Genomic DNA, 17,814 nt, shown 5'->3' with positions numbered 1-17,814 from the left:
ATGTTCATCCCCTTCTTCCTCGAACTGAAGGCCGCGCGTGTTCCCGTTTCGCTCAGGGAATATCTGTCGCTGCTGGAGGGACTGGAAGCCGGGCTGGTCGACTACGACGTCGAAGGTTTTTATTACCTCGCCCGTGCGGTGCTGGTGAAGGACGAGCGCCATATCGACCGCTTCGACCAGGTGTTCGCCCATGTCTTCAAGGGCGTTGAAGCACTGGGCGGGCCGGATGCCGTCGATGTCGCTGACATTCCCGAGGAATGGTTGCGCCGCCTCGCCGAAAAGCACCTGACCGACGAGGAGAAAAAGCTGGTCGAGGCGCTCGGCGGTTTCGAGAAACTGATGGAGACGTTGAAACAGCGGCTGCAGGAGCAAAAAGGCCGCCACCAGGGCGGCTCGAAATGGATCGGCACCGGCGGCACCTCGCCCTTCGGCGCCTATGGCTACAATCCCGAAGGTGTGCGTATCGGCCAGCATGAAAGCCGCAACCGCCGCGCGGTGAAGGTGTGGGACAGACGTGAGTTCAGGAATTTCGACGATGCGGTCGAGCTCGGCACCCGCAACATCAAGATCGCGCTGAAGCGCTTGCGTCGCTGGGTGCGCGAAGGCGCCGAGGAGGAATTCGACCTGCCCGGCACCATCCACGCCACCGCCGAACATGGCTATCTCGACGTGCAGACGCGGCCCGAGCGGCGCAACGCGGTGAAGCTTTTGATGTTCTTCGATGTCGGCGGCTCGATGGACGACCACATCAAGAGCGTCGAGGAGCTGTTCTCGGCCGCCCGCGCCGAATTCCGCCAGCTCGAATATTTCTATTTCCACAACTGCCTCTATGAGGGTGTGTGGAAGGATAATCGCCGCAGGCATGCCGAGGTGATTCCGACCTTCGACCTCCTCCACAAATATGGCCCGGACTACAAGGTGATCGTCGTCGGTGACGCCTCGATGAGCCCTTACGAGATCGCTCATCCCGGCGGTTCGGTCGAGCACTGGAATCCGGAGGCAGGCAGTGTCTGGCTCGGCCGTCTGCTGCAGCAATGGCCGAACGCGGTATGGCTGAACCCCGAAGACCCCAAGAACTGGGGCTACACCCATTCGATTGCGATGATCCGCGACATCTTCGGCGGCCGCATGTTCCCGCTGACTTTGGCCGGGCTTGAGGGCGCGACCAGGCAGCTTTCAAGAAAACACTGAAAGACTGACAGGAGATCCGATGACCTGCTTTCTCTGCCTGCAATGCGGCGTCCAGTTCGCGGCGACAGAGACGCCTCCAAAACATTGCCCGATCTGCGAGGACGAGCGCCAATATGTGCGCTGGGAAGGGCAGGCGTGGATCACGCCGGAGGAACTTGCTGAAGGGCATCGGCTTGTGATGAAGGATGATGCCGGCGTTCTCGCCTTCGGCATCGAGCCGCGCTTCGCCATCGGCCAGCGGGCGCTGCTGGCACAGACGCCACACGGCAACGTGCTGTGGGACTGCGTTTCGATGGTCAGCGACGAGGCGGTGGCCGAGATCAACCGCCGCGGCGGCCTGGCGGCGATCGCCATCTCGCACTGCCATTATTATTCGGTGATGGTCTGTTGGAGCGAGGCGTTTGGCGGCGTGCCGATCTATCTCCACGCCGATGACCGCCAGTGGATCATGCGGCCGCACAAGGCGATCGTCAGCTGGGAAGGCGAGACGCTGGCCATAAACCCTTCGCTGACGCTCATCCGCTGCGGTGGCCACTTTGCCGGCGGTCAGGTGCTGCACTGGAAACGCGATGGCGGCGACGTCTTGCTGGCCGGCGATATCCTGCAGGTGACGCCGACGCGCCGCCATGTCAGCTTCATGTACAGCTATCCGAACTACATTCCGCTCAATGCAGCGGCCGTGCGCCGCATCGCGGCGGCGATGGAGCCATTCGCGTTCGACCATATCTACGGCGCGTGGTGGAACCAGAATGTCATCGGAGGCGCAAAAGCGGCGTTGGCTGCTTCGGTGGATCGCTATCTGGCGGCGATCGCATGAAGATCACGATCGAAAATGCGGGAAAATGCCGTAACAAATGCCTATCTTGGTGCGAATATGAGGTTGCAATCCGCGCATGACCCCGAACCTCCGGTTCGGAAAGGATCATGCGCAAAACCAAAGTGCTATAGCGTCCCTTGCGCGTCCGATGGACGCGCGGCGCTGTAGGAGCGAGCCGGCAAGGCTGAGGAGATCACATGGACACCCACACCTACCCTGTAACTCGCACCTACCCTGTAACTCGCACCGACGCCGAATGGCGCGCCCGGCTGACGCCCGAGCAGTATGCCGTCATGCGCGGTCACGGCACCGAGCGGCCGGGAAGCTGCGCTTTGCTCTACGAGAAGCGCGCCGGCACCTTTTCTTGCGCCGGCTGCGACCAGCCTTTGTTCGAATCCAAGCTGAAGTTCGAGAGCGGCACCGGCTGGCCGAGCTTCAACGACCCGGTGCCGGGCTCGGTCGAAAACACCGTCGACCGCAGCTACGGCATGGTTCGCACCGAATGCCATTGCGCCCGCTGCGGCAGCCATCTCGGCCATGTCTTCGAGGACGGCCCGCCGCCGACCGGCCTGCGCTATTGCATCAACGGCGTGGCGCTGAAATTCGAGCCCTCGGCCTGAGCCATCCGGGTTCGACACTATGAAAGGGCGGCATCTGTCGCCTTTTCGTTTAAGTATCCGTTGCCCCCCTCTGGGCAGACGATCAGACCACGATCATCGCCACCAGCCACAGCGTAGCGCCCAGCGTCATCATCCAGGCCTTGGCACCGGGTATCTTTTCGGTGGTCCGCCACACCGCCAAGGTCAGGAACAGGCTGTAGGGCACCGACGCGAAATGCACTGCCAGCACAAGCCCGAGCGGCAACTTCAATCCGAGCAAGACGAGCGCCAGCACCGATGCGGCGATGCTGACCGCGGTGCCGACGAGGACAAGGTCGCGCCAGAACAGCCGGTCGAGCGGCACCTGGCCTTGCCAGCGTGAACGGAAAAAGGCGCCGATACCTTCTGGCAACACCGGATGTCTATCCCTGCCCCAGGACTTCGGTTACCGCACGCTCGAAGCGCGAACATTCGGTCACCAGCCAGTCGGCCATGGCTGGCCAGTTGTCCTCGGCATAGCAGTTCACCCGCCACATCGAATTGATGCCGAGGCCCTCGCAACTCTGTTCCGGCCTGAGCTTCAGCCTGTCTTCGATTTCACGCTGAAACGGCTTCAGCCGCGACCAGGCTTGCGTGGCGCCGAACTTCTCGTTGCGACCGAAGAAGACGCCGACCTGGCTCTGCGCCGGCGCGACATACATGGAAACGACCAAGGCGAAGTCGGGCAGCCCGCGCTGCCAGAACCAGGGTCCGCGCCGCGCCATCAGAGCCCTTTCTTCCGGATGCCGCTCAGCGAACAGCGTCCAGAAGCCGCGCTGGCGGAATTCAGAGGCGCGGCGGGCGCCGAAGTCGAATTCGCTCATGGCTTAAACCGTATCTCCGGCAACCGGGTCGGTGCCGGGGCCGGCTGATCTTACACCATGCCGAGCGCGGCCTTGTACAGATCGAGGATGGTTTCCTCTTCCTGCCGCTCGGCCTGGTCCTTCTTGCGCAGCCGGATGATCGTGCGCATCGCCTTGGTGTCGAACCCAGTGCCCTTGGCCTCGGCGAACACTTCCTTGATATCGTCGGAAATGGTTTTCTTCTCTTCCTCGAGCCGCTCTATGCGCTCGATGAAGGCCCGCAGCTGGCCGGCGGCAACAGTCTGGCTGGTATCGGTGATATCGTCGGCCATATTTTTCTCCAAAAGCATCGGCTCCGCGACTCGCGGACGACTGCGGCAAAATTTGAGCCGGTTCGATGCCCGACCGGCGGCGGCGGGTCAAGCCGTTATCGACCAAGCCACGCGGGCTGCCGCCAGAAGCCGACAACCGGTCCGTTTTGCGAACTCTAATTGAAAGCGATCAGCAGATCCTTGGCATCGATCTGGTCGCCCGCCTTGACCAGCACCTCGGCGACCGTCCCGTCGCGCTCGGCGTGCAGCGCCGTCTCCATCTTCATCGCTTCGATGGAAAGCAGCACGTCACCGGCCTTCACAGCCTGGCCGGCAGCCACCGAAAGCGCCGAAACGACGCCTGGCATCGGCGCGCCGACATGCGCCTCGTTGCCGGGTTCGGCCTTGCGGCGGGCCTTGGCGGCGGACGCGCCATGCGCCCGGTCGGGCACCTTGACACGACGCGGCTGGCCGTTGAGCTCGAAGAACACGGTGACCATGCCCTTCTCGTCGACATCGCCGATGGCAAGGCAGCGCACCACCAGCGTCTTGCCCTTCTCGATGTCGACGAAGATCTCGTCTTCCGGCTTCATGCCGTAGAAATAGGTCGGCGTCGGCAGGACGCTGACCGGCCCATAGGTTTCCTGCGCGCCGGCGAAATCCGTGAACACCTTCGGATACATCAGCCACGAGGCGAATTCGAACTCCGACAGCTTGCGCTCGAGCTTTTCCTCGATTTCCTTGCGGTTGGCCTTGAGGTCGGCTGGCTTGAGCAGCGAGCCGGGCCGCACCGTGATCGGCTTGTCGCCCTTCAGCGCTTTCCCCTGCAGCGCCGCCGGCCACCCGCCTGGCGACTGGCCAAGGTCGCCGCGCAGCATCGAGACGACGGAATCCGGGAAGGCGATATCCTTGTCCGGGTTTTCGACATCGGCAACAGTCAGGTCCTGGCTGACCATCATCAATGCCATGTCGCCGACGACCTTGGAGGACGGCGTCACCTTGACGATGTCGCCGAACATCAGATTGACGTCGTGATAGGTCTGCGCCACCTCGTGCCAGCGCGTCTCCAGTCCGAGCGAGCGCGCCTGTTCCTTCAGATTGGTGAACTGCCCGCCCGGCATCTCGTGCAGATAGACTTCCGAGGCCGGCCCCTTGAGGTCGCTTTCAAAGGCGGCGTACTGGTTGCGCACCGCTTCCCAGTAGAACGAGATTTTCCTGATCCATTGCGGGTCGAGACCGGGGTCGCGTTCGGTGCCCTTCAGCGCCTCGACGAGCGAGCCAAGGCATGGCTGCGAGGTGTTGCCGGAGAAAGCATCCATGGCCGCGTCTATGGCGTCGACGCCGCTTTCCACCGCCGCCAGCACCGTCGCCGCCGACAGGCCCGACGTGTCGTGGGTGTGGAAATGGATCGGCAGGTCGGTCGCCTCGCGCAGCGCCTTGAACAGCACGCGTGCCGCCGCCGGCTTCAGCAGTCCGGCCATGTCCTTGACGGCAATGATGTGGGCGCCGGCCGCCTGCAATTCCCTGGCTAGGCCGACATAGTATTTGAGGTCGTATTTCGCCCGCGCCGGATCGAGGATGTCGCCGGTATAGCAGATCGCCGCTTCGATCAGCTTACCCTCGGCGCCGACCGCATCCATGGCGACGCGCATGTTGTCGACCCAGTTCAGGCAATCGAAGACCCGGAACAGGTCGATGCCACCGCTTGCTGCCTGCTTGACGAAATGCTGCACGACATTGTCGGGATAGTTGGTGTAGCCGACGCCATTGGCGCCGCGCAGCAGCATCTGCAACAGCAGATTGGGCGCCGCCTCGCGCACCAGCGACAGCCGCTCCCACGGATCCTCGGTGAGGAAGCGCATGGCGACGTCGAAGGTGGCGCCGCCCCAGCATTCCAGCGATAGAAGCTGCGGCAAGGCACGCGCATAGGTACCGGCGATGCCGGCAATGTCATGCGTTCGCACACGGGTGGCGAGCAACGACTGGTGGCCATCGCGCATCGTCGTGTCGGTGACCAGGACTTGCCTCTGATCGCGCATCCAGGCGGCGAACTTCTCCGGCCCGAGCACATCCAGCTTCTGCTTGCTGCCGCCGGGCACATTGCCGTTGAGGTAAGGCACCACGGGTGCGGCCGCATCGGCCTTCGGCTGCGGCCGGCCGCGCGTCTCGGGATGGCCGTTGACGCTGACGTCGGCGAGATAGTTGATGAGCTTGGTGGCGCGGTCCTGACGCTTGACCTGCTGGAACAGTTCCGGCGTCGTGTCGATGAACTTGGTCGTGTAGGAATTGTCGGCGAAGCTCGGATGGTTGATGATCGCTTCGAGGAAGGTCAGATTGGTGGCGACGCCGCGGATGCGGAACTCGCGCAGCGCCCGGTTCATGCGGGCGATCGTCTCGGCCGGCGTCGGCGCCCACGCCGTCACCTTCTCCAGCAGCGGATCGTAGAAGCGGGTGATGACAGCGCCCGAATAGGCGGTGCCGCCATCGAGGCGGATGCCGAAGCCTGTTGCGCCGCGATAGGCGGTGATGCGGCCGTAATCGGGGATGAAATTGTGCTCGGGGTCTTCCGTGGTGATGCGGCACTGCAGCGCGTGGCCGTTCAGCCTTATGTCCTTCTGCGCCGGCACGCCTGATTCCGGTGTGCCGATGGCAAAGCCGTCGAGGATATGGATCTGCGCCTTGACGATATCGATGCCGGTCACCTGCTCGGTGACGGTGTGCTCGACCTGGATGCGCGGGTTGACCTCGATGAAATAGAATTTGCCGGTGTCGGCATCCTGCAGGAACTCGACCGTGCCGGCGCCGATATAGCTGGTCTCGCGGGCGATCTTCAGCGCATGGCCGCAAAGCTCCTCGCGCTGCGACATTTCGAGATAGGGCGCCGGCGCCCGCTCGACGACCTTCTGGTTGCGGCGCTGGATCGAACAGTCGCGCTCGAACAGGTGCACCGCATTGCCATGGGTGTCGCCCAGCACCTGCACCTCGACATGGCGCGCGCGTTCGATCAGCTTTTCGAGATAGACCTCGTCCTTGCCGAAGGCGGCTTTCGCCTCACGCTTGCCTTCGGTGACTTCACGGGCAAGGTCGGCTTCGGCGCGGATGGCGCGCATGCCGCGGCCGCCGCCACCCCATGATGCCTTCAGCATCACGGGATAACCGATTCCCTTGGCCAGTTTCTTGACCGCCTCCATGTCATTCGGCAACGGATCGGTGGCGGGGATCACCGGCACCCCGACCTCGATGGCGAGATTGCGCGCCGCGACCTTGTTGCCGAGCCGTCGCATTGTGTCCGGCTTCGGCCCGATGAAGGTAATGCCGGCTTCGGCACAGGCGTCGGCGAATTCGGGACTTTCCGACAACAATCCGTAGCCGGGATGAATAGCATCGGCACCCGACAGCCTGGCGACGCGGATCACCTCCTCGATCGACAGATAGCTTTCGATCGGCCCCATGTCCCGGGTCAGATGCGGCCCGCGTCCGACCTGGTAGCTCTCGTCGGCCTTGAAGCGATGCAGGGAGTATTTGTCTTCTTCGGCCCAGATCGCCACGGTTTTGAGGCCGAGTTCGTTGGCCGCGCGAAAGACGCGAATGGCGATTTCGGACCGGTTGGCGACGAGGATCTTCGTGATGGCCAAGGACTGGGCTCCAGCAACGGAAGGAAGAGAAATCGGCGCAATGATTAGCGTGAAAATGCTGCAGTGCAAACAAATTTGACGCGCATTTAAACCGATTGAAATGGAATCATTGCGCCAGAGGCCATCGCATTCATCCAAACAGCCAGAAAAAGGGCCGGCTCTGCCGTGACGCACGATCATTCCCGGCTAAGGGACCCGGCTCCATCGGTCGCCCCCTGAATGGCAAAAGAAAATGCCCGGCGCGAGGCGCCGGGCATCCGTAAACGGTCTGGAGACTGACGAGTCTTACATCTTCTGGATGTAGGTGTACTTGCCGTCGTCGCCCTTCTTCCATTCGTACATCACGTAGCCGGGCAGCGTCGGGTCGCCCTTGGCGTCATAGGACAGATCGCCGAGCACGGTCTTGAACGGGCCGTTTTCATGCAGCGCCTTGGCAACTGCCTGCGGGTCGTTCGACTTGGCAGCGGTCGCTGCCTCGGCGATAGCCTGTACTGCGGCGTAGGAGTAGAGCGTATAGGCTTCCGGTTCGAAACCCTGCGCGCGGAACTTCTCGACGAGTTCCTTGTTGGCGGGGATCAGGCGCGGATCCGGACCGAACGTGTTGAGCGTGCCCGCAACAGCGTCGCCCGCGATCGAAGCCAGTTCGTTCGACACGATGCCGTCGCCGGAAATCAGTGTCGCCTTGAGGCCCTGGTCGGCCGCCTGGCGGATGATCAGGCCTGCTTCGGTGTGCAGGCCGCCCCAGTAGATGATCGAAACGCCGGCTTCCTTCATCTTGGCGATCAGCGCCGAGAAGTCCTTGTCGCCGACATTGATGCCTTCATACATGACTTCCGTCAGGCCCTTGGCATTCATTGCCTTCTTGGTTTCGTCGGCAAGACCCTGGCCATAGGTGGTCTTGTCGTGGATGACGGCGATCTTGGCGTCCTTGAAGTTCGCGGCGAGATAAGCACCGGCAATGCTACCCTGCTGGTCATCGCGTCCGCAGGTGCGGAACACATTCCACAGGCCGCGCTCGGTGAACTGCGGGTTGGTCGCGGCCGGCGTCACTTCGACAATGCCGTTTTCCGCATAGACTTCCGAAGCCGGAATCGAAACGCCCGAGTTGAAGTGGCCGACCACGAACTTGACGCCGTCGCCGACGAACTTGTTCGCAACCGAGATGCCCTGCTTCGGATCGGAGACGTCGTCGCCGACTTCGAGCTTGATCTGCTCGCCATTGATGCCGCCCTTGGCATTGATGTCGGCGACGGCCGCTTCCGCACCCTTCTGAAGCTGTGCGCCGAAGGCGGCGTTCGGACCGGTGATCGGACCGGCGACGCCGAACATGACGTCAGCCCACGCGTTGCCGCCGAACGCGACCAGCGCGGTCAGGGCGACGGCGGACAAAAGTGACTTTTTCATTTAAACGCTCCCATTTACGGAGTGGGCGTGGATGAAGCTTTCATGCGATGCCCACCCTTATCGCAGAAAGCATAGTTTGCCGATTTTCAGGCACTTGTCACGCCGATTCAATTTCGAGACGGCGTTAATGATGAACGTCAACCTTTCGGTTTCCAGCTCAAGAGTGAAGCTCTTTCGTAGAGCCAATTATACTGTGTCACCATCTGGTTGGTGCGCGTGTATTGATAGCCGACGAAGCCGAGGATCATCAGCACGATGGTGTCGACGACATAATAGTGCAGCGAGAACATGGTGCCGCCGAACAGCGCGTGATGGATGAAGCGGATGGCGATGCCGAGGCCCAGCATATAGGCGAACAGCTGGATGAAGCTGCGCCATGTCTGGGCACTGGCCTTGCCGGTCATCCACGCCGCCCAGCCGCCGAGCAGACAGGTGACGAAGAAGAACTGCCAGATCGAGGGTTCCTCGTAAAGAATGCCCTGCATGGTGAAGTCTCCTTAGCATGATCCCGAAAAGTTGCGGACTTTCCGGACAAGATCATGCGACAAACAAACAATCTGGAGCGGAATGGCGAATGCACGCATTCCGCTCCGAACTCAGTGGTGTCCGCCTTCGAGATAGGCGGCGCGCACTTCCGGATTGGCGAGCAGCTCCTTGCCGGTGCCGCTCATCGTCACATTGCCGTTGACCATGACGTAGCCGCGCGTGGCGAGCTTGAGCGCGCCGAAGGCGTTCTGCTCGACCAGGAATACGGTCAGCCCCTGGGTGCGGTTCAGTTCGCGGATGGCGTCGAAGATCTGCTTGACGATCAGCGGCGCGAGACCCAGCGACGGCTCGTCGAGCAAAAGCAGCTTCGGTCGTGCCATCAGCGCGCGTCCGATCGACAGCATCTGCTGCTCACCGCCCGACAGCGTGCCGCCGCGCTGGGTGATGCGCTCTTTCAAACGCGGGAACAGCGTGAACACCTTCTCGACGTCCTCGTCATAGTGCTTGAGGTTGTCGAGGCTGGCGCCCATCTGCAGGTTTTCCATCACCGTCATGCGCGGAAAGATCCGCCGGCCCTCGGGCGACTGGGCAATGCGCATGCGCGCGATCTCGTGCGTCGGCATCTGGGTGATGTCGGTGCCGGCAAAGGTGATGGTGCCGGCGCGAGCCCGCGGCGCGCCGAAAATGGTCATCATCAGCGTCGACTTGCCGGCGCCATTGGCACCGATCAGCGCCACGATCTCACCCTGCTTGACGGTGACATCGACGCCGTTCAGCGCCCGGATGTTGCCGTAATAGGTCTGCACGCCCTTGATATCGAGCAGCGTTGTCGCGGCCATCACTTGCCCCCTCCACGCTTGCCCGCCACGGGCTTGGCAGCGGTCTTGCTCGCGGTCTTTCCGGAGGCTGCCTTTGCAGTCTTTGCGGAAGCATGGCTTGTCGCCACCTTGCCCGCGTCGACGCGGCGCGAGAATTCCGTGTCCTTGCCCTGGCCGAGCAGCCTGGCCTGTTTGACCCATTCCTCGCGCGCGATACGTCCGTCAAAGGCGAGATAGGCTTCGGCGGCCTCGACGTCGGCCTTTTTCCAGGCGCCGATCTGGTCGAAGTGGAAGATGCCGTGATCGTTGAGCTTCTTCTCGTTGACCGTACCGATGCCCTTGATGCGGGTCAAATTATCGGCCTTGCCGCCGCGAGGCGCCGCCAGCCGATTGGAGATCTCTCCAGCCTTCGCCGTGGCCTTGACTGCCGGCTTGGCCGACGCGGTCGACTTCGCCGCCGTGCCGGTTGCCGCCTTTGAAGCCGCTTTCGGAGCAGGCTTTGCCTTCGCCGCCGGTACGGCTGCCAGCGAGGCTGCCTTGTTTGCCGCGGCGAGCGACCTGGCGTCGACCTGACCGGCCTTTGACGCTCCCTTGGCCACCGTAACCCGCTCGCCCGAACTGTGGCCGACCGTGTCGGTCACCGGCCCGGCGAGATAGGACGACGATGTTCCCGGACCATGCGCGGTATCCGGCCCTGTATCCAGCTGTTCAATGACATCTTCGTCGCCGACTTCGGTAAGGACGGCTTCGACTTCTTCGTCGTCGACGCCGAGATAGGCGGCGATGACGCGCGGATCTGTGCGCACGGACTGCGGGCTGCCGTCGGAAATCTTGCGGCCATACTCCAGCACCACGACATGGTCGGAGATTTGCATGACCACCGACATGTCGTGCTCGATCAACAGGATCGAGGTGCCAGATGTGTTCTTGATGTCGATCAGCAGCTCGTTGAGCGCCGCCGATTCCTTCGGATTGAGGCCGGCCGCCGGTTCATCGAGGCACAGAAGCTCGGGTCCCGTGCACATGGCGCGAGCGATTTCGAGACGGCGCTGCGCGCCATAGGGCAGGTCGCCGGCCGGGTCGTCGGCACGGTCGACAAGATCGGCCTTTTCCAGCCAATGCTTGGCGAGCTCCACCGATTCGGCCGAGGCCTTGCGATAGCCGCTGAAGCCGAACAGGCCAAGCACCGTGTAGCCCGATGCCTTCATCAGTTTGTTGTGCTGGGCGACCAGCAGGTTCTCCAGCAGGGTCATGCCGGAGAACAGGCGGATGTTCTGGAAGGTGCGCGCCACCTTGGCGCGCGCCGGGATCTCATGGTTGGGCAGCCGCTCGAGCAGGAAGGTCGAACCATCGTTCCGGTTGAGCGTGATCATGCCTTCCGAGGGCTTGTAAAAGCCGGTGATGCAGTTGAACACCGTGGTCTTGCCGGCGCCGTTGGGGCCGATCAGCGCGGTGATCTCGCCGCGCTTGGCGGCGAAAGACAGATCGCCGATGGCCACCAGGCCGCCGAACTTCATCGACAGATGATCGACCTGCAGGATAGCGTCGTTCACGCCGGAATTGGCCTTCTGAACAGGGTTCGCATTCATCAGCCGTGTCCTTCCTTGGTGAAGGAGCTTGAGACAGCCTTTCGCTCCTTGAGGAAGGCGGTTGGTTCACGACTGCCGACGAAGCCGCGCGGCTTCCACAGCATGACGATGACCATGGCCATGCCGAACAGAAGCATGCGGTAGAGTTCCGGTGTGAAGTCCGGTCCGAAGACCTGCTTGAGGAAGTCGAGTTCGCGCAACGCCTCGGTACCGCCGATCATCACCATTGCGGCGACCGCGATGCCGACCAGCGAGCCCATGCCACCGAGAACGACGATGGCCAGGATGATGGCCGATTCCAGGAAGACGAAGGATTCCGGGCTGACGAAGCCCTGCCGTGCGGCGAAGAACGCGCCGGCGAAGCCGCCGAACATCGCACCCGTGGCAAAGGCTGTAAGCTTCGTAGTGGTGGTGTTGATGCCGAGCGAACGGCAGGCGATCTCGTCCTCCCGCAACGCTTCCCAGGCACGGCCGACCGGCATGCGCCGCAGCCGGATGGTAACGAAGGCTGTCAGCAGCGCCAGCGCCAGGATCAGGTAATAGAGGAAGATCTTGTAGTAGGCGCTCGATGTCGCGAGATGCAGCACCTTGGCGATGTAATTGGGGTCCGACACGTTGAAGGTCATCAGGCCGAAGAAGGTGACCTTCGGAATGCCGGAAATACCGGCCGAACCGTTGGTGACCTCACGCCAGTTGATCAGGACCAGGCGGATGATCTCACCGAAAGCCAAGGTGACGATCGCCAGATAGTCGCCACGCAGGCGCAGCACCGGAAAACCGAGCAGCACGCCCCAGAAGGCGGCCATGGCGCCGGCGGCCGGCAAAAGGATCCAGAACGACAGGCCATATTGCGTGCCGAGCAGCGCATAGGCATAGGCGCCGACCGCGTAGAAAGCGACATAACCGAGGTCGAGCAGGCCGGCGAGGCCGACGACAATGTTCAGGCCCCAGGCCAGCATCACATAGATCAGGATCTGGATGCCGAAATTGTCGACCCATTTCAGCGAACCTTGCAGACCGCCGACGAACGACCAGGACATCAGCGACAGGATCGCCACTACCAGGATCGGATAGAGGATCAGCGCGGCAATGCCGAGTTTGGTGAAGTTAGCATGGATGAAGCCCCGGAAATAATAGATCACGCAGGCCAGCACATAGATGACTGCCAGGGCGCGCAGGAACTGCAGATAGCCCGCCGGCTCGGCTCCCACCCATCCGACGAGAGAGCTGTTGACCGCAAACAACACCACCGCCGCGACCAAGGCCACGATGAAGGCCGGCAACTGGAAGAAGCGTGACGCCACGCTGGCCGGCAGCAGGCCGGTGGCGACGTCGGTGATCTTCTGGTTGGCGAGGAAGGGCTGGCCATAAGCGACATAGAGGAAGCGCCCGACAGCCGTGGCGATCACCACGGCGGCAAGCAGGCCCCAGCGTGTCGTCAGGACCAGTTCATTGGAAATGTTCTGGCCGGTCTTCAGGCCGATGAACAGCACGAACAGGCCGAACGATATGGCAGCGGCATAAAGTGCCTCGCGCAACGCGCGCTGCATGGGGGTGGCGACGGTGTCGCGCTCCGGAGATACGGTGACGGCCATAGTCTCAGACCTTTTCGACTTCTGGCCGGCCCAATATGCCGGAAGGCAGGAAGATCAGCACGATGGCCAGGATCGAGAACGCCGCGACGTCCTTGTAGTCGATCGAGAAATAGGCCGACCACATGCTCTCGATGAAGCCGATCATCAGCCCGCCGACCACCGCCCCAGGCAGCGAACCAATGCCGCCCAGCACCGCCGCCGTGAAGGCCTTCACGCCCGGCGTGAAGCCATCCGAGAAGGCAATGACGCCGTAATACATCAGGAACAAAGTGCCGGCGACCGCGGCAAGGGCCGCACCCATGATGAAGGTGATCGAGATGGTACGGTCGACATCGATGCCGAGCAGCGCCGCCATCTTGCGGTCCTGCTCACAGGCCCGTTGCGCTCGCCCGAGCGAGGTCTTGTTGACCAGATACCAGAACAGCGCCAGCAGCAGCGCCGTGACGACGACGATGATGATCTGCTTCAGCGACACGCTGATGCCGTTGATGTTGTAAACCTGGCTGACCATCGGCGGGATCGGCTTGTTGCGTGGACCCTGCGTCACCTGGACGAAGTTCGACAGCGCGATCGACATGCCGATGGCAGTGATCAGCGGGGCCAGTCGGAACGAACCGCGCAACGGCCGGTAGGCGACCTTTTCGATCGTCCAGTTATAGAGGCTGGTGAGCAGCATCGCCACGATCATCATGATCAGCAGCGCCAGCACAACCGGCACCGAATAGAACAGCGCGCCAAGGGCGAGGAAGACGATCAGTGCCGTGAAGGCACCCACCATGAAGATGTCGCCATGGGCGAAATTGATCATGCCGATGATGCCGTAGACCATCGTGTAGCCGATCGCGATCAGCCCATAGATCGATCCCAGCGTCAGCCCGTTGATAAGCTGCTGGACAAAATACTGCATGTGTACATGGCTCCCCTGGAATGTCGCCCATGCAGACGCATTCCTTTTCGTATTTCCCCTAGTCGTAAAGTTTCGAGCCCGGATTGCAACGTCATTTTTCAATCGTCATGCGTGTTTTCGAAGCACGCTGTCCGATTGCCCGTTTTCCATCATCCAGCCCCTGGACTATCGCGGACCCTACCATTGGCATAACGCAATGTCTTTGACGATTCGACCGCATCATGCGCTCCGTTTCGAAGAAATCGCCGTCAAAATTAGGTGATGAAAGGAATCCTTGCGTTTTTGGCACGATCCATTTTTCAAGCCGTTGCTTTCCGCAAGGTCAGGATCCCCATCACTTGACAACAAATCCGTGAGCGAACGGGTCGCGGTCGTCGATGAAGATGGTGTTCAGTCCGGTCATCCGCGCCCAGCCGCCGATCGAGGGAATGATGGCCGGCTTGCCGGCCACGCTGACATCCTTTTCGACCTTGCCCTTGAACAGCGAACCGATGATCGATTCATGGACGAAGCTGTCGCCGGCCTTGAGTTTGCCCTTGGCATGAAGCTGCGCCATGCGCGCCGAGGTGCCGGTGCCGCAGGGCGAGCGGTCGATCGCCTTGTCGCCGTAGAACACGGCATTGCGGGCATCCGCGCCATCCACCGTCGGCGCACCGGTCCACAGCATGTGCGACAGCCGGTTGATGCCAGGGTTCTCGGGATGGACGAAGGAATATTTCTCGTTGAGCCGCTGGCGCACCACCGGGCTCCAGGCGATGAAGTCGCCCGCCGAATAATCGGCCATGTCGCGATAGTTCTCCTGCGGCTCGACGATGGCGTAGAAGTTGCCGCCATAGGCGACATCGACGGTGATTTCGCCGAGCCCAGGGCATTCGACCGTCAGCCCCTCGGCATGGAGGAAGGACGGCACATTGGTGATGCGCACCTCCTCGACATAGTCGCCGACCTGTTTGTATTCGGCGATGACAAGGCCGGCCGGCGTGTCGAGCCGAAGCACGCCCGGCGTCTTCGGCTTGATCAGTCCGTGTTCGATGGCCATCGTCACCGTACCAATGGTGCCATGCCCACACATCGGCAGGCAGCCGGAGGTTTCGATGAACAGGATGGCGATATCGCAATCCTCGCGCGTCGGCGGATAGAGGATCGAGCCGGACATCACGTCGTGGCCGCGCGGCTCGAACATCAGTCCGGTGCGGATCCAGTCATACTCGGCCAGAAAATGCGCACGCCGCTCCATCATAGTCGCGCCCTGCAGCAGCGGGCCGCCGCCAGCGACCAGCCGCACCGGATTGCCGCAGGTGTGGCCGTCTATGCAGAAGAAGGATTTCTTGGCCATGACGCTCCTCGAAAATCAAAAACCCGAAAAATCAAAATCGTTGCGGACTGAAGGGGGCCAGATCGATCGGTGGAGTCTGCCCCAGGACAAGATCCCTGATCAACCGTCCGGTGGCCGCCGCCTGGGTCAGGCCGAGATGGCCATGGCCGAAGGCATAGACCACCGACCGCTTTCCCGGCGCGCCGCCGATGACGGGCACTGAATCCGGCAGCGAGGGGCGGAACCCCATCCATTCGCGCCCACCCGAGGGATCGAGCCCCGGCAAGAATTTCTGTGCCTTCCGCAGCAGCGCTTTCGACCTGGCATAATTGGGCGGCCGCTCGATGCCGCCGAGTTCAACGGCGCCACCGACACGCAGGCCCGTTTCGAGCGGCGTGACGACGAAACCATGGCCGGAGAAGATCAGCATCCGCTTCACGTCGAAGGCACTCGTCGGCAACGTGGTGTTGTAGCCGCGCTCGGTCTCCAGCGGAATGCGATCGCCGAGCTGCCGCGCCAGCAGATGCGACCATGCGCCGGCGGCGACGACAAGTTGTCGCGCCTGCCTTGTGGTGCCGTCTGCCAACGTCAGCGTCGCACCATCCTGATCCGCCGCGACTTGGCTGATCCGGGCCAGCTCAAAGCGGGCGCCCTTGGCCTGCGCATAGGCCCACACCGCCTTGCCCAGCAGTTTCGGGTCGGCGACCGTCTTCCATCCCGGCACGAACGTGCCTTTGATGAAGCGCGGCGACAGCCCCGGCTGCAAGGCGGCCAGTTCCTCGCCCTCGACATGGCGGAAACCGATGCCGAAACGCTCACGCGCCGCCCAGCCAGGCAGCCCGGCCTGAAATTCGGCTTCGCTTTCATAGAGCTCCAGTGAACCGTCCTCGCGCAGCATCGACCGCGTACCGGAGCGATCGAGCAAGCCCATCCACTCCGCCTCGGCGAGCTTCATCATGCCCGCCTGAGCGGCAAGGCTCGCCTCGTATTTCCCGGGCGCCCCGGCGCGCCAGAAGCGGATTAGCCAGGGCAGAAGCCTCGGCAGATGGGCGGGCGGAATGCTGAGCGGGCCAAGCGGATCGGCCAGCCATTTCGGCAGCTGCCGGATCATGCCCTTGTGGGCCAGCGGCAGCACGTCGGAGAACGCGAAGGCGGCGGCATTGCCGGAGCTCGTCTCCTCGCAAATGCCGGTGCGGTCGAAGACGGTGGCCCTGCGTCCGGCCTCGGCGAGAGACGCAGCGGCACAGATGCCGATGATGCCGCCACCGATGATGGCGATGTCGATTGGAACATCGCTATTCATCTTTGTACGTCACCCCTGCATGCATGTCCCAGTCTCCGCCCCGCTCGCTTCATACCAGCTCAGAACTGCGGCAGTGTCGGCCGCACGGCGAGCGCATCCTTGACGATCTTCTCGACAGCCTTGCGGCGCTCTCCAGACAGCGGCTGGCGCGGCATGCGAACGCGGTCATTTGTGTTGATCGCGAACACTTCGGCAAGCTTGATGTTTTGGACCAGGTAAGTCGAGACATCGAGATCGAGCAGCGGCCGGAACCAGCGGTAGATGGCGAGCGCCTCCTCGCGGCGGCCCTGCTTCATCAGCTGGAATATGGCGACGGTCTCGCGCGGGAAGGCTGTGACCAGTCCCGCGACCCAGCCGATGGCGCCGACCGACAGCGCCTCGAAGGCCAGATTGTCGACGCCGGTGAACAGGTCGTAGCGGGTGCCCAGGCGATTGATGATCTCGGTCGAACGACGGATGTCGTCGGAGGATTCCTTGATCGCGACAAAGCGCTTGTCCGACGCCAGCTCCTCCATCTGGTCGACGGTGACGTCGACACGGTAGGCGAGCCGGTTCGAGTAGATCATGACCGGCAGGTCGCCCGCCTCGGCGACCGCACGAAGCGCTGCAACCGTCTCTTCCGCATTGGTGTGGTAGATCGGGCTCGGCACGACCATGAGGCCGTTGGCGCCTTCCCGGCTCGCGCGCTTGGCGATGCTGGCCGCCTCGCGTGTGCCGGCCTCGTTGACGGTCAGCAGCACCGGCTTCTTGCCGGCGACCTTCTGTGCGGTCTTCAGCACCTCGATCTTCTCGTCGGGCGACAGCATCGGCCCTTCGCCGAGCGATCCGCAGACGATGATGCCGTCGCAGCCGGCCTCCATCTGCAGGCTGAAGCAGCGCTCCATCTCGGCATGATCGAGACGATCATCCGCGGTGAATTTGGTCGTGACGGCAGGAAAAACTCCGGTCCACATGATCATCTCTCCATCTGATATATCAGTGGTATATCTATTAACAAACCCG

At 62.4% G+C, this 17,814-nt stretch carries 16 protein-coding genes; 3 read left to right on the top strand and 13 right to left on the bottom strand.

Annotation, left to right across the window (positions count from 1 at the left end):
• The 3 genes from X735_RS148515 to msrB all read left to right on the top strand — a co-directional run bounded on the left by X735_RS148515 (position 1) and on the right by msrB (position 2,628).
• Complete coding sequence (locus X735_RS148515) at positions 1–1,191, top strand: VWA domain-containing protein (RefSeq protein WP_023811811.1); 1,191 nt, start codon at positions 1–3, stop codon at positions 1,189–1,191.
• A gap of 19 nt (positions 1,192–1,210) precedes the next feature.
• Complete coding sequence (locus X735_RS148520; protein WP_023811810.1) at positions 1,211–2,008, top strand: hypothetical protein; 798 nt, start codon at positions 1,211–1,213, stop codon at positions 2,006–2,008.
• Positions 2,009–2,205: 197 nt separating this feature from the next.
• Positions 2,206–2,628, top strand: a complete 423-nt coding sequence (gene msrB / locus X735_RS148525; RefSeq protein WP_023811809.1) for a peptide-methionine (R)-S-oxide reductase MsrB — start codon at positions 2,206–2,208, stop codon at positions 2,626–2,628.
• A gap of 82 nt (positions 2,629–2,710) precedes the next feature.
• Here the strand turns inward: msrB and X735_RS148530 are convergent, their stop codons facing one another.
• From X735_RS148530 to X735_RS148590, 13 genes are all read right to left on the bottom strand, one after another.
• Positions 2,711–3,022, bottom strand: coding sequence for a hypothetical protein (locus X735_RS148530; RefSeq protein ID WP_031213448.1), 312 nt, complete (start codon positions 3,020–3,022; stop codon positions 2,711–2,713).
• Between the two features lie 7 nt (positions 3,023–3,029).
• Positions 3,030–3,470 carry a hypothetical protein gene (locus X735_RS148535; protein WP_023811807.1) on the bottom strand — a complete coding sequence of 147 codons (441 nt, stop codon included), beginning with the start codon at positions 3,468–3,470 and terminating at the stop codon, positions 3,030–3,032.
• Between the two features lie 50 nt (positions 3,471–3,520).
• Positions 3,521–3,781 (bottom strand): DUF2312 domain-containing protein, encoded by a 261-nt coding sequence (locus tag X735_RS148540; protein WP_013529099.1) that lies wholly within the window; start codon positions 3,779–3,781, stop codon positions 3,521–3,523.
• A gap of 155 nt (positions 3,782–3,936) precedes the next feature.
• Complete coding sequence (gene pyc / locus X735_RS148545) at positions 3,937–7,395, bottom strand: pyruvate carboxylase (protein WP_023811806.1); 3,459 nt, start codon at positions 7,393–7,395, stop codon at positions 3,937–3,939.
• 285 nt (positions 7,396–7,680) lie between these two features.
• Entirely contained in the window at positions 7,681–8,799 is a 1,119-nt protein-coding gene (locus X735_RS148550; protein WP_023811805.1) for a branched-chain amino acid ABC transporter substrate-binding protein, read from the bottom strand.
• A 137-nt stretch (positions 8,800–8,936) separates the two neighbouring features.
• The gene (locus tag X735_RS148555; RefSeq protein WP_023811804.1) at positions 8,937–9,284 is read right to left on the bottom strand and encodes a DUF6867 family protein; all 348 of its coding nucleotides are present in this window, start codon (positions 9,282–9,284) and stop codon (positions 8,937–8,939) included.
• A 111-nt stretch (positions 9,285–9,395) separates the two neighbouring features.
• Positions 9,396–10,124, bottom strand: coding sequence for an ABC transporter ATP-binding protein (locus X735_RS148560; protein WP_013529095.1), 729 nt, complete (start codon positions 10,122–10,124; stop codon positions 9,396–9,398).
• Positions 10,124–11,692, bottom strand: a complete 1,569-nt coding sequence (locus tag X735_RS148565) for an ATP-binding cassette domain-containing protein (RefSeq protein ID WP_023811803.1) — start codon at positions 11,690–11,692, stop codon at positions 10,124–10,126. The genes X735_RS148560 and X735_RS148565 overlap by 1 nt, the downstream gene beginning before the upstream one ends.
• Positions 11,692–13,287 carry a high-affinity branched-chain amino acid ABC transporter permease LivM gene (gene livM / locus X735_RS148570; protein ID WP_023811802.1) on the bottom strand — a complete coding sequence of 532 codons (1,596 nt, stop codon included), beginning with the start codon at positions 13,285–13,287 and terminating at the stop codon, positions 11,692–11,694. Before livM ends, X735_RS148565 begins: the two co-directional genes overlap by 1 nt.
• 4 nt (positions 13,288–13,291) lie before the next feature.
• Entirely contained in the window at positions 13,292–14,194 is a 903-nt protein-coding gene (locus X735_RS148575; RefSeq protein WP_013529092.1) for a branched-chain amino acid ABC transporter permease, read from the bottom strand.
• Between the two features lie 334 nt (positions 14,195–14,528).
• The gene (locus X735_RS148580) at positions 14,529–15,530 is read right to left on the bottom strand and encodes a 4-hydroxyproline epimerase (RefSeq protein ID WP_023811801.1); all 1,002 of its coding nucleotides are present in this window, start codon (positions 15,528–15,530) and stop codon (positions 14,529–14,531) included.
• Between the two features lie 31 nt (positions 15,531–15,561).
• Positions 15,562–16,812, bottom strand: a complete 1,251-nt coding sequence (locus X735_RS148585) for an FAD-binding oxidoreductase (protein WP_023811800.1) — start codon at positions 16,810–16,812, stop codon at positions 15,562–15,564.
• A gap of 59 nt (positions 16,813–16,871) precedes the next feature.
• A complete protein-coding gene (locus X735_RS148590) occupies positions 16,872–17,765 on the bottom strand; it encodes a dihydrodipicolinate synthase family protein (RefSeq protein ID WP_023811799.1) in 894 nt (297 codons plus the stop codon).
• Positions 17,766–17,814 lie beyond the last annotated feature (49 nt).

Source organism: Mesorhizobium sp. L2C084A000 (genome assembly GCF_000502875.1).
Lineage (GTDB): Bacteria > Pseudomonadota > Alphaproteobacteria > Rhizobiales > Rhizobiaceae > Mesorhizobium.
Note: the sequence above shows the minus strand (reverse complement) of the source record. Positions and strands in the feature narration are given on the sequence as shown.

Coding starts and splice junctions, on each gene's coding strand:
- X735_RS148565 (WP_023811803.1), bottom strand. CDS start 11,692: ATGAATGCGAACCCTGTTCAGAAGGCCAATTCCGGCGTGAACGACGCT.
- livM (WP_023811802.1), bottom strand. CDS start 13,287: ATGGCCGTCACCGTATCTCCGGAGCGCGACACCGTCGCCACCCCCATG.
- X735_RS148590 (WP_023811799.1), bottom strand. CDS start 17,765: ATGTGGACCGGAGTTTTTCCTGCCGTCACGACCAAATTCACCGCGGAT.
- X735_RS148520 (WP_023811810.1), top strand. CDS start 1,211: ATGACCTGCTTTCTCTGCCTGCAATGCGGCGTCCAGTTCGCGGCGACA.
- X735_RS148550 (WP_023811805.1), bottom strand. CDS start 8,799: ATGAAAAAGTCACTTTTGTCCGCCGTCGCCCTGACCGCGCTGGTCGCG.
- X735_RS148560 (WP_013529095.1), bottom strand. CDS start 10,124: ATGGCCGCGACAACGCTGCTCGATATCAAGGGCGTGCAGACCTATTAC.
- X735_RS148540 (WP_013529099.1), bottom strand. CDS start 3,781: ATGGCCGACGATATCACCGATACCAGCCAGACTGTTGCCGCCGGCCAG.
- msrB (WP_023811809.1), top strand. CDS start 2,206: ATGGACACCCACACCTACCCTGTAACTCGCACCTACCCTGTAACTCGC.
- X735_RS148580 (WP_023811801.1), bottom strand. CDS start 15,530: ATGGCCAAGAAATCCTTCTTCTGCATAGACGGCCACACCTGCGGCAAT.
- X735_RS148575 (WP_013529092.1), bottom strand. CDS start 14,194: ATGCAGTATTTTGTCCAGCAGCTTATCAACGGGCTGACGCTGGGATCG.
- X735_RS148515 (WP_023811811.1), top strand. CDS start 1: ATGTTCATCCCCTTCTTCCTCGAACTGAAGGCCGCGCGTGTTCCCGTT.
- X735_RS148585 (WP_023811800.1), bottom strand. CDS start 16,812: ATGAATAGCGATGTTCCAATCGACATCGCCATCATCGGTGGCGGCATC.
- X735_RS148555 (WP_023811804.1), bottom strand. CDS start 9,284: ATGCAGGGCATTCTTTACGAGGAACCCTCGATCTGGCAGTTCTTCTTC.
- X735_RS148535 (WP_023811807.1), bottom strand. CDS start 3,470: ATGAGCGAATTCGACTTCGGCGCCCGCCGCGCCTCTGAATTCCGCCAG.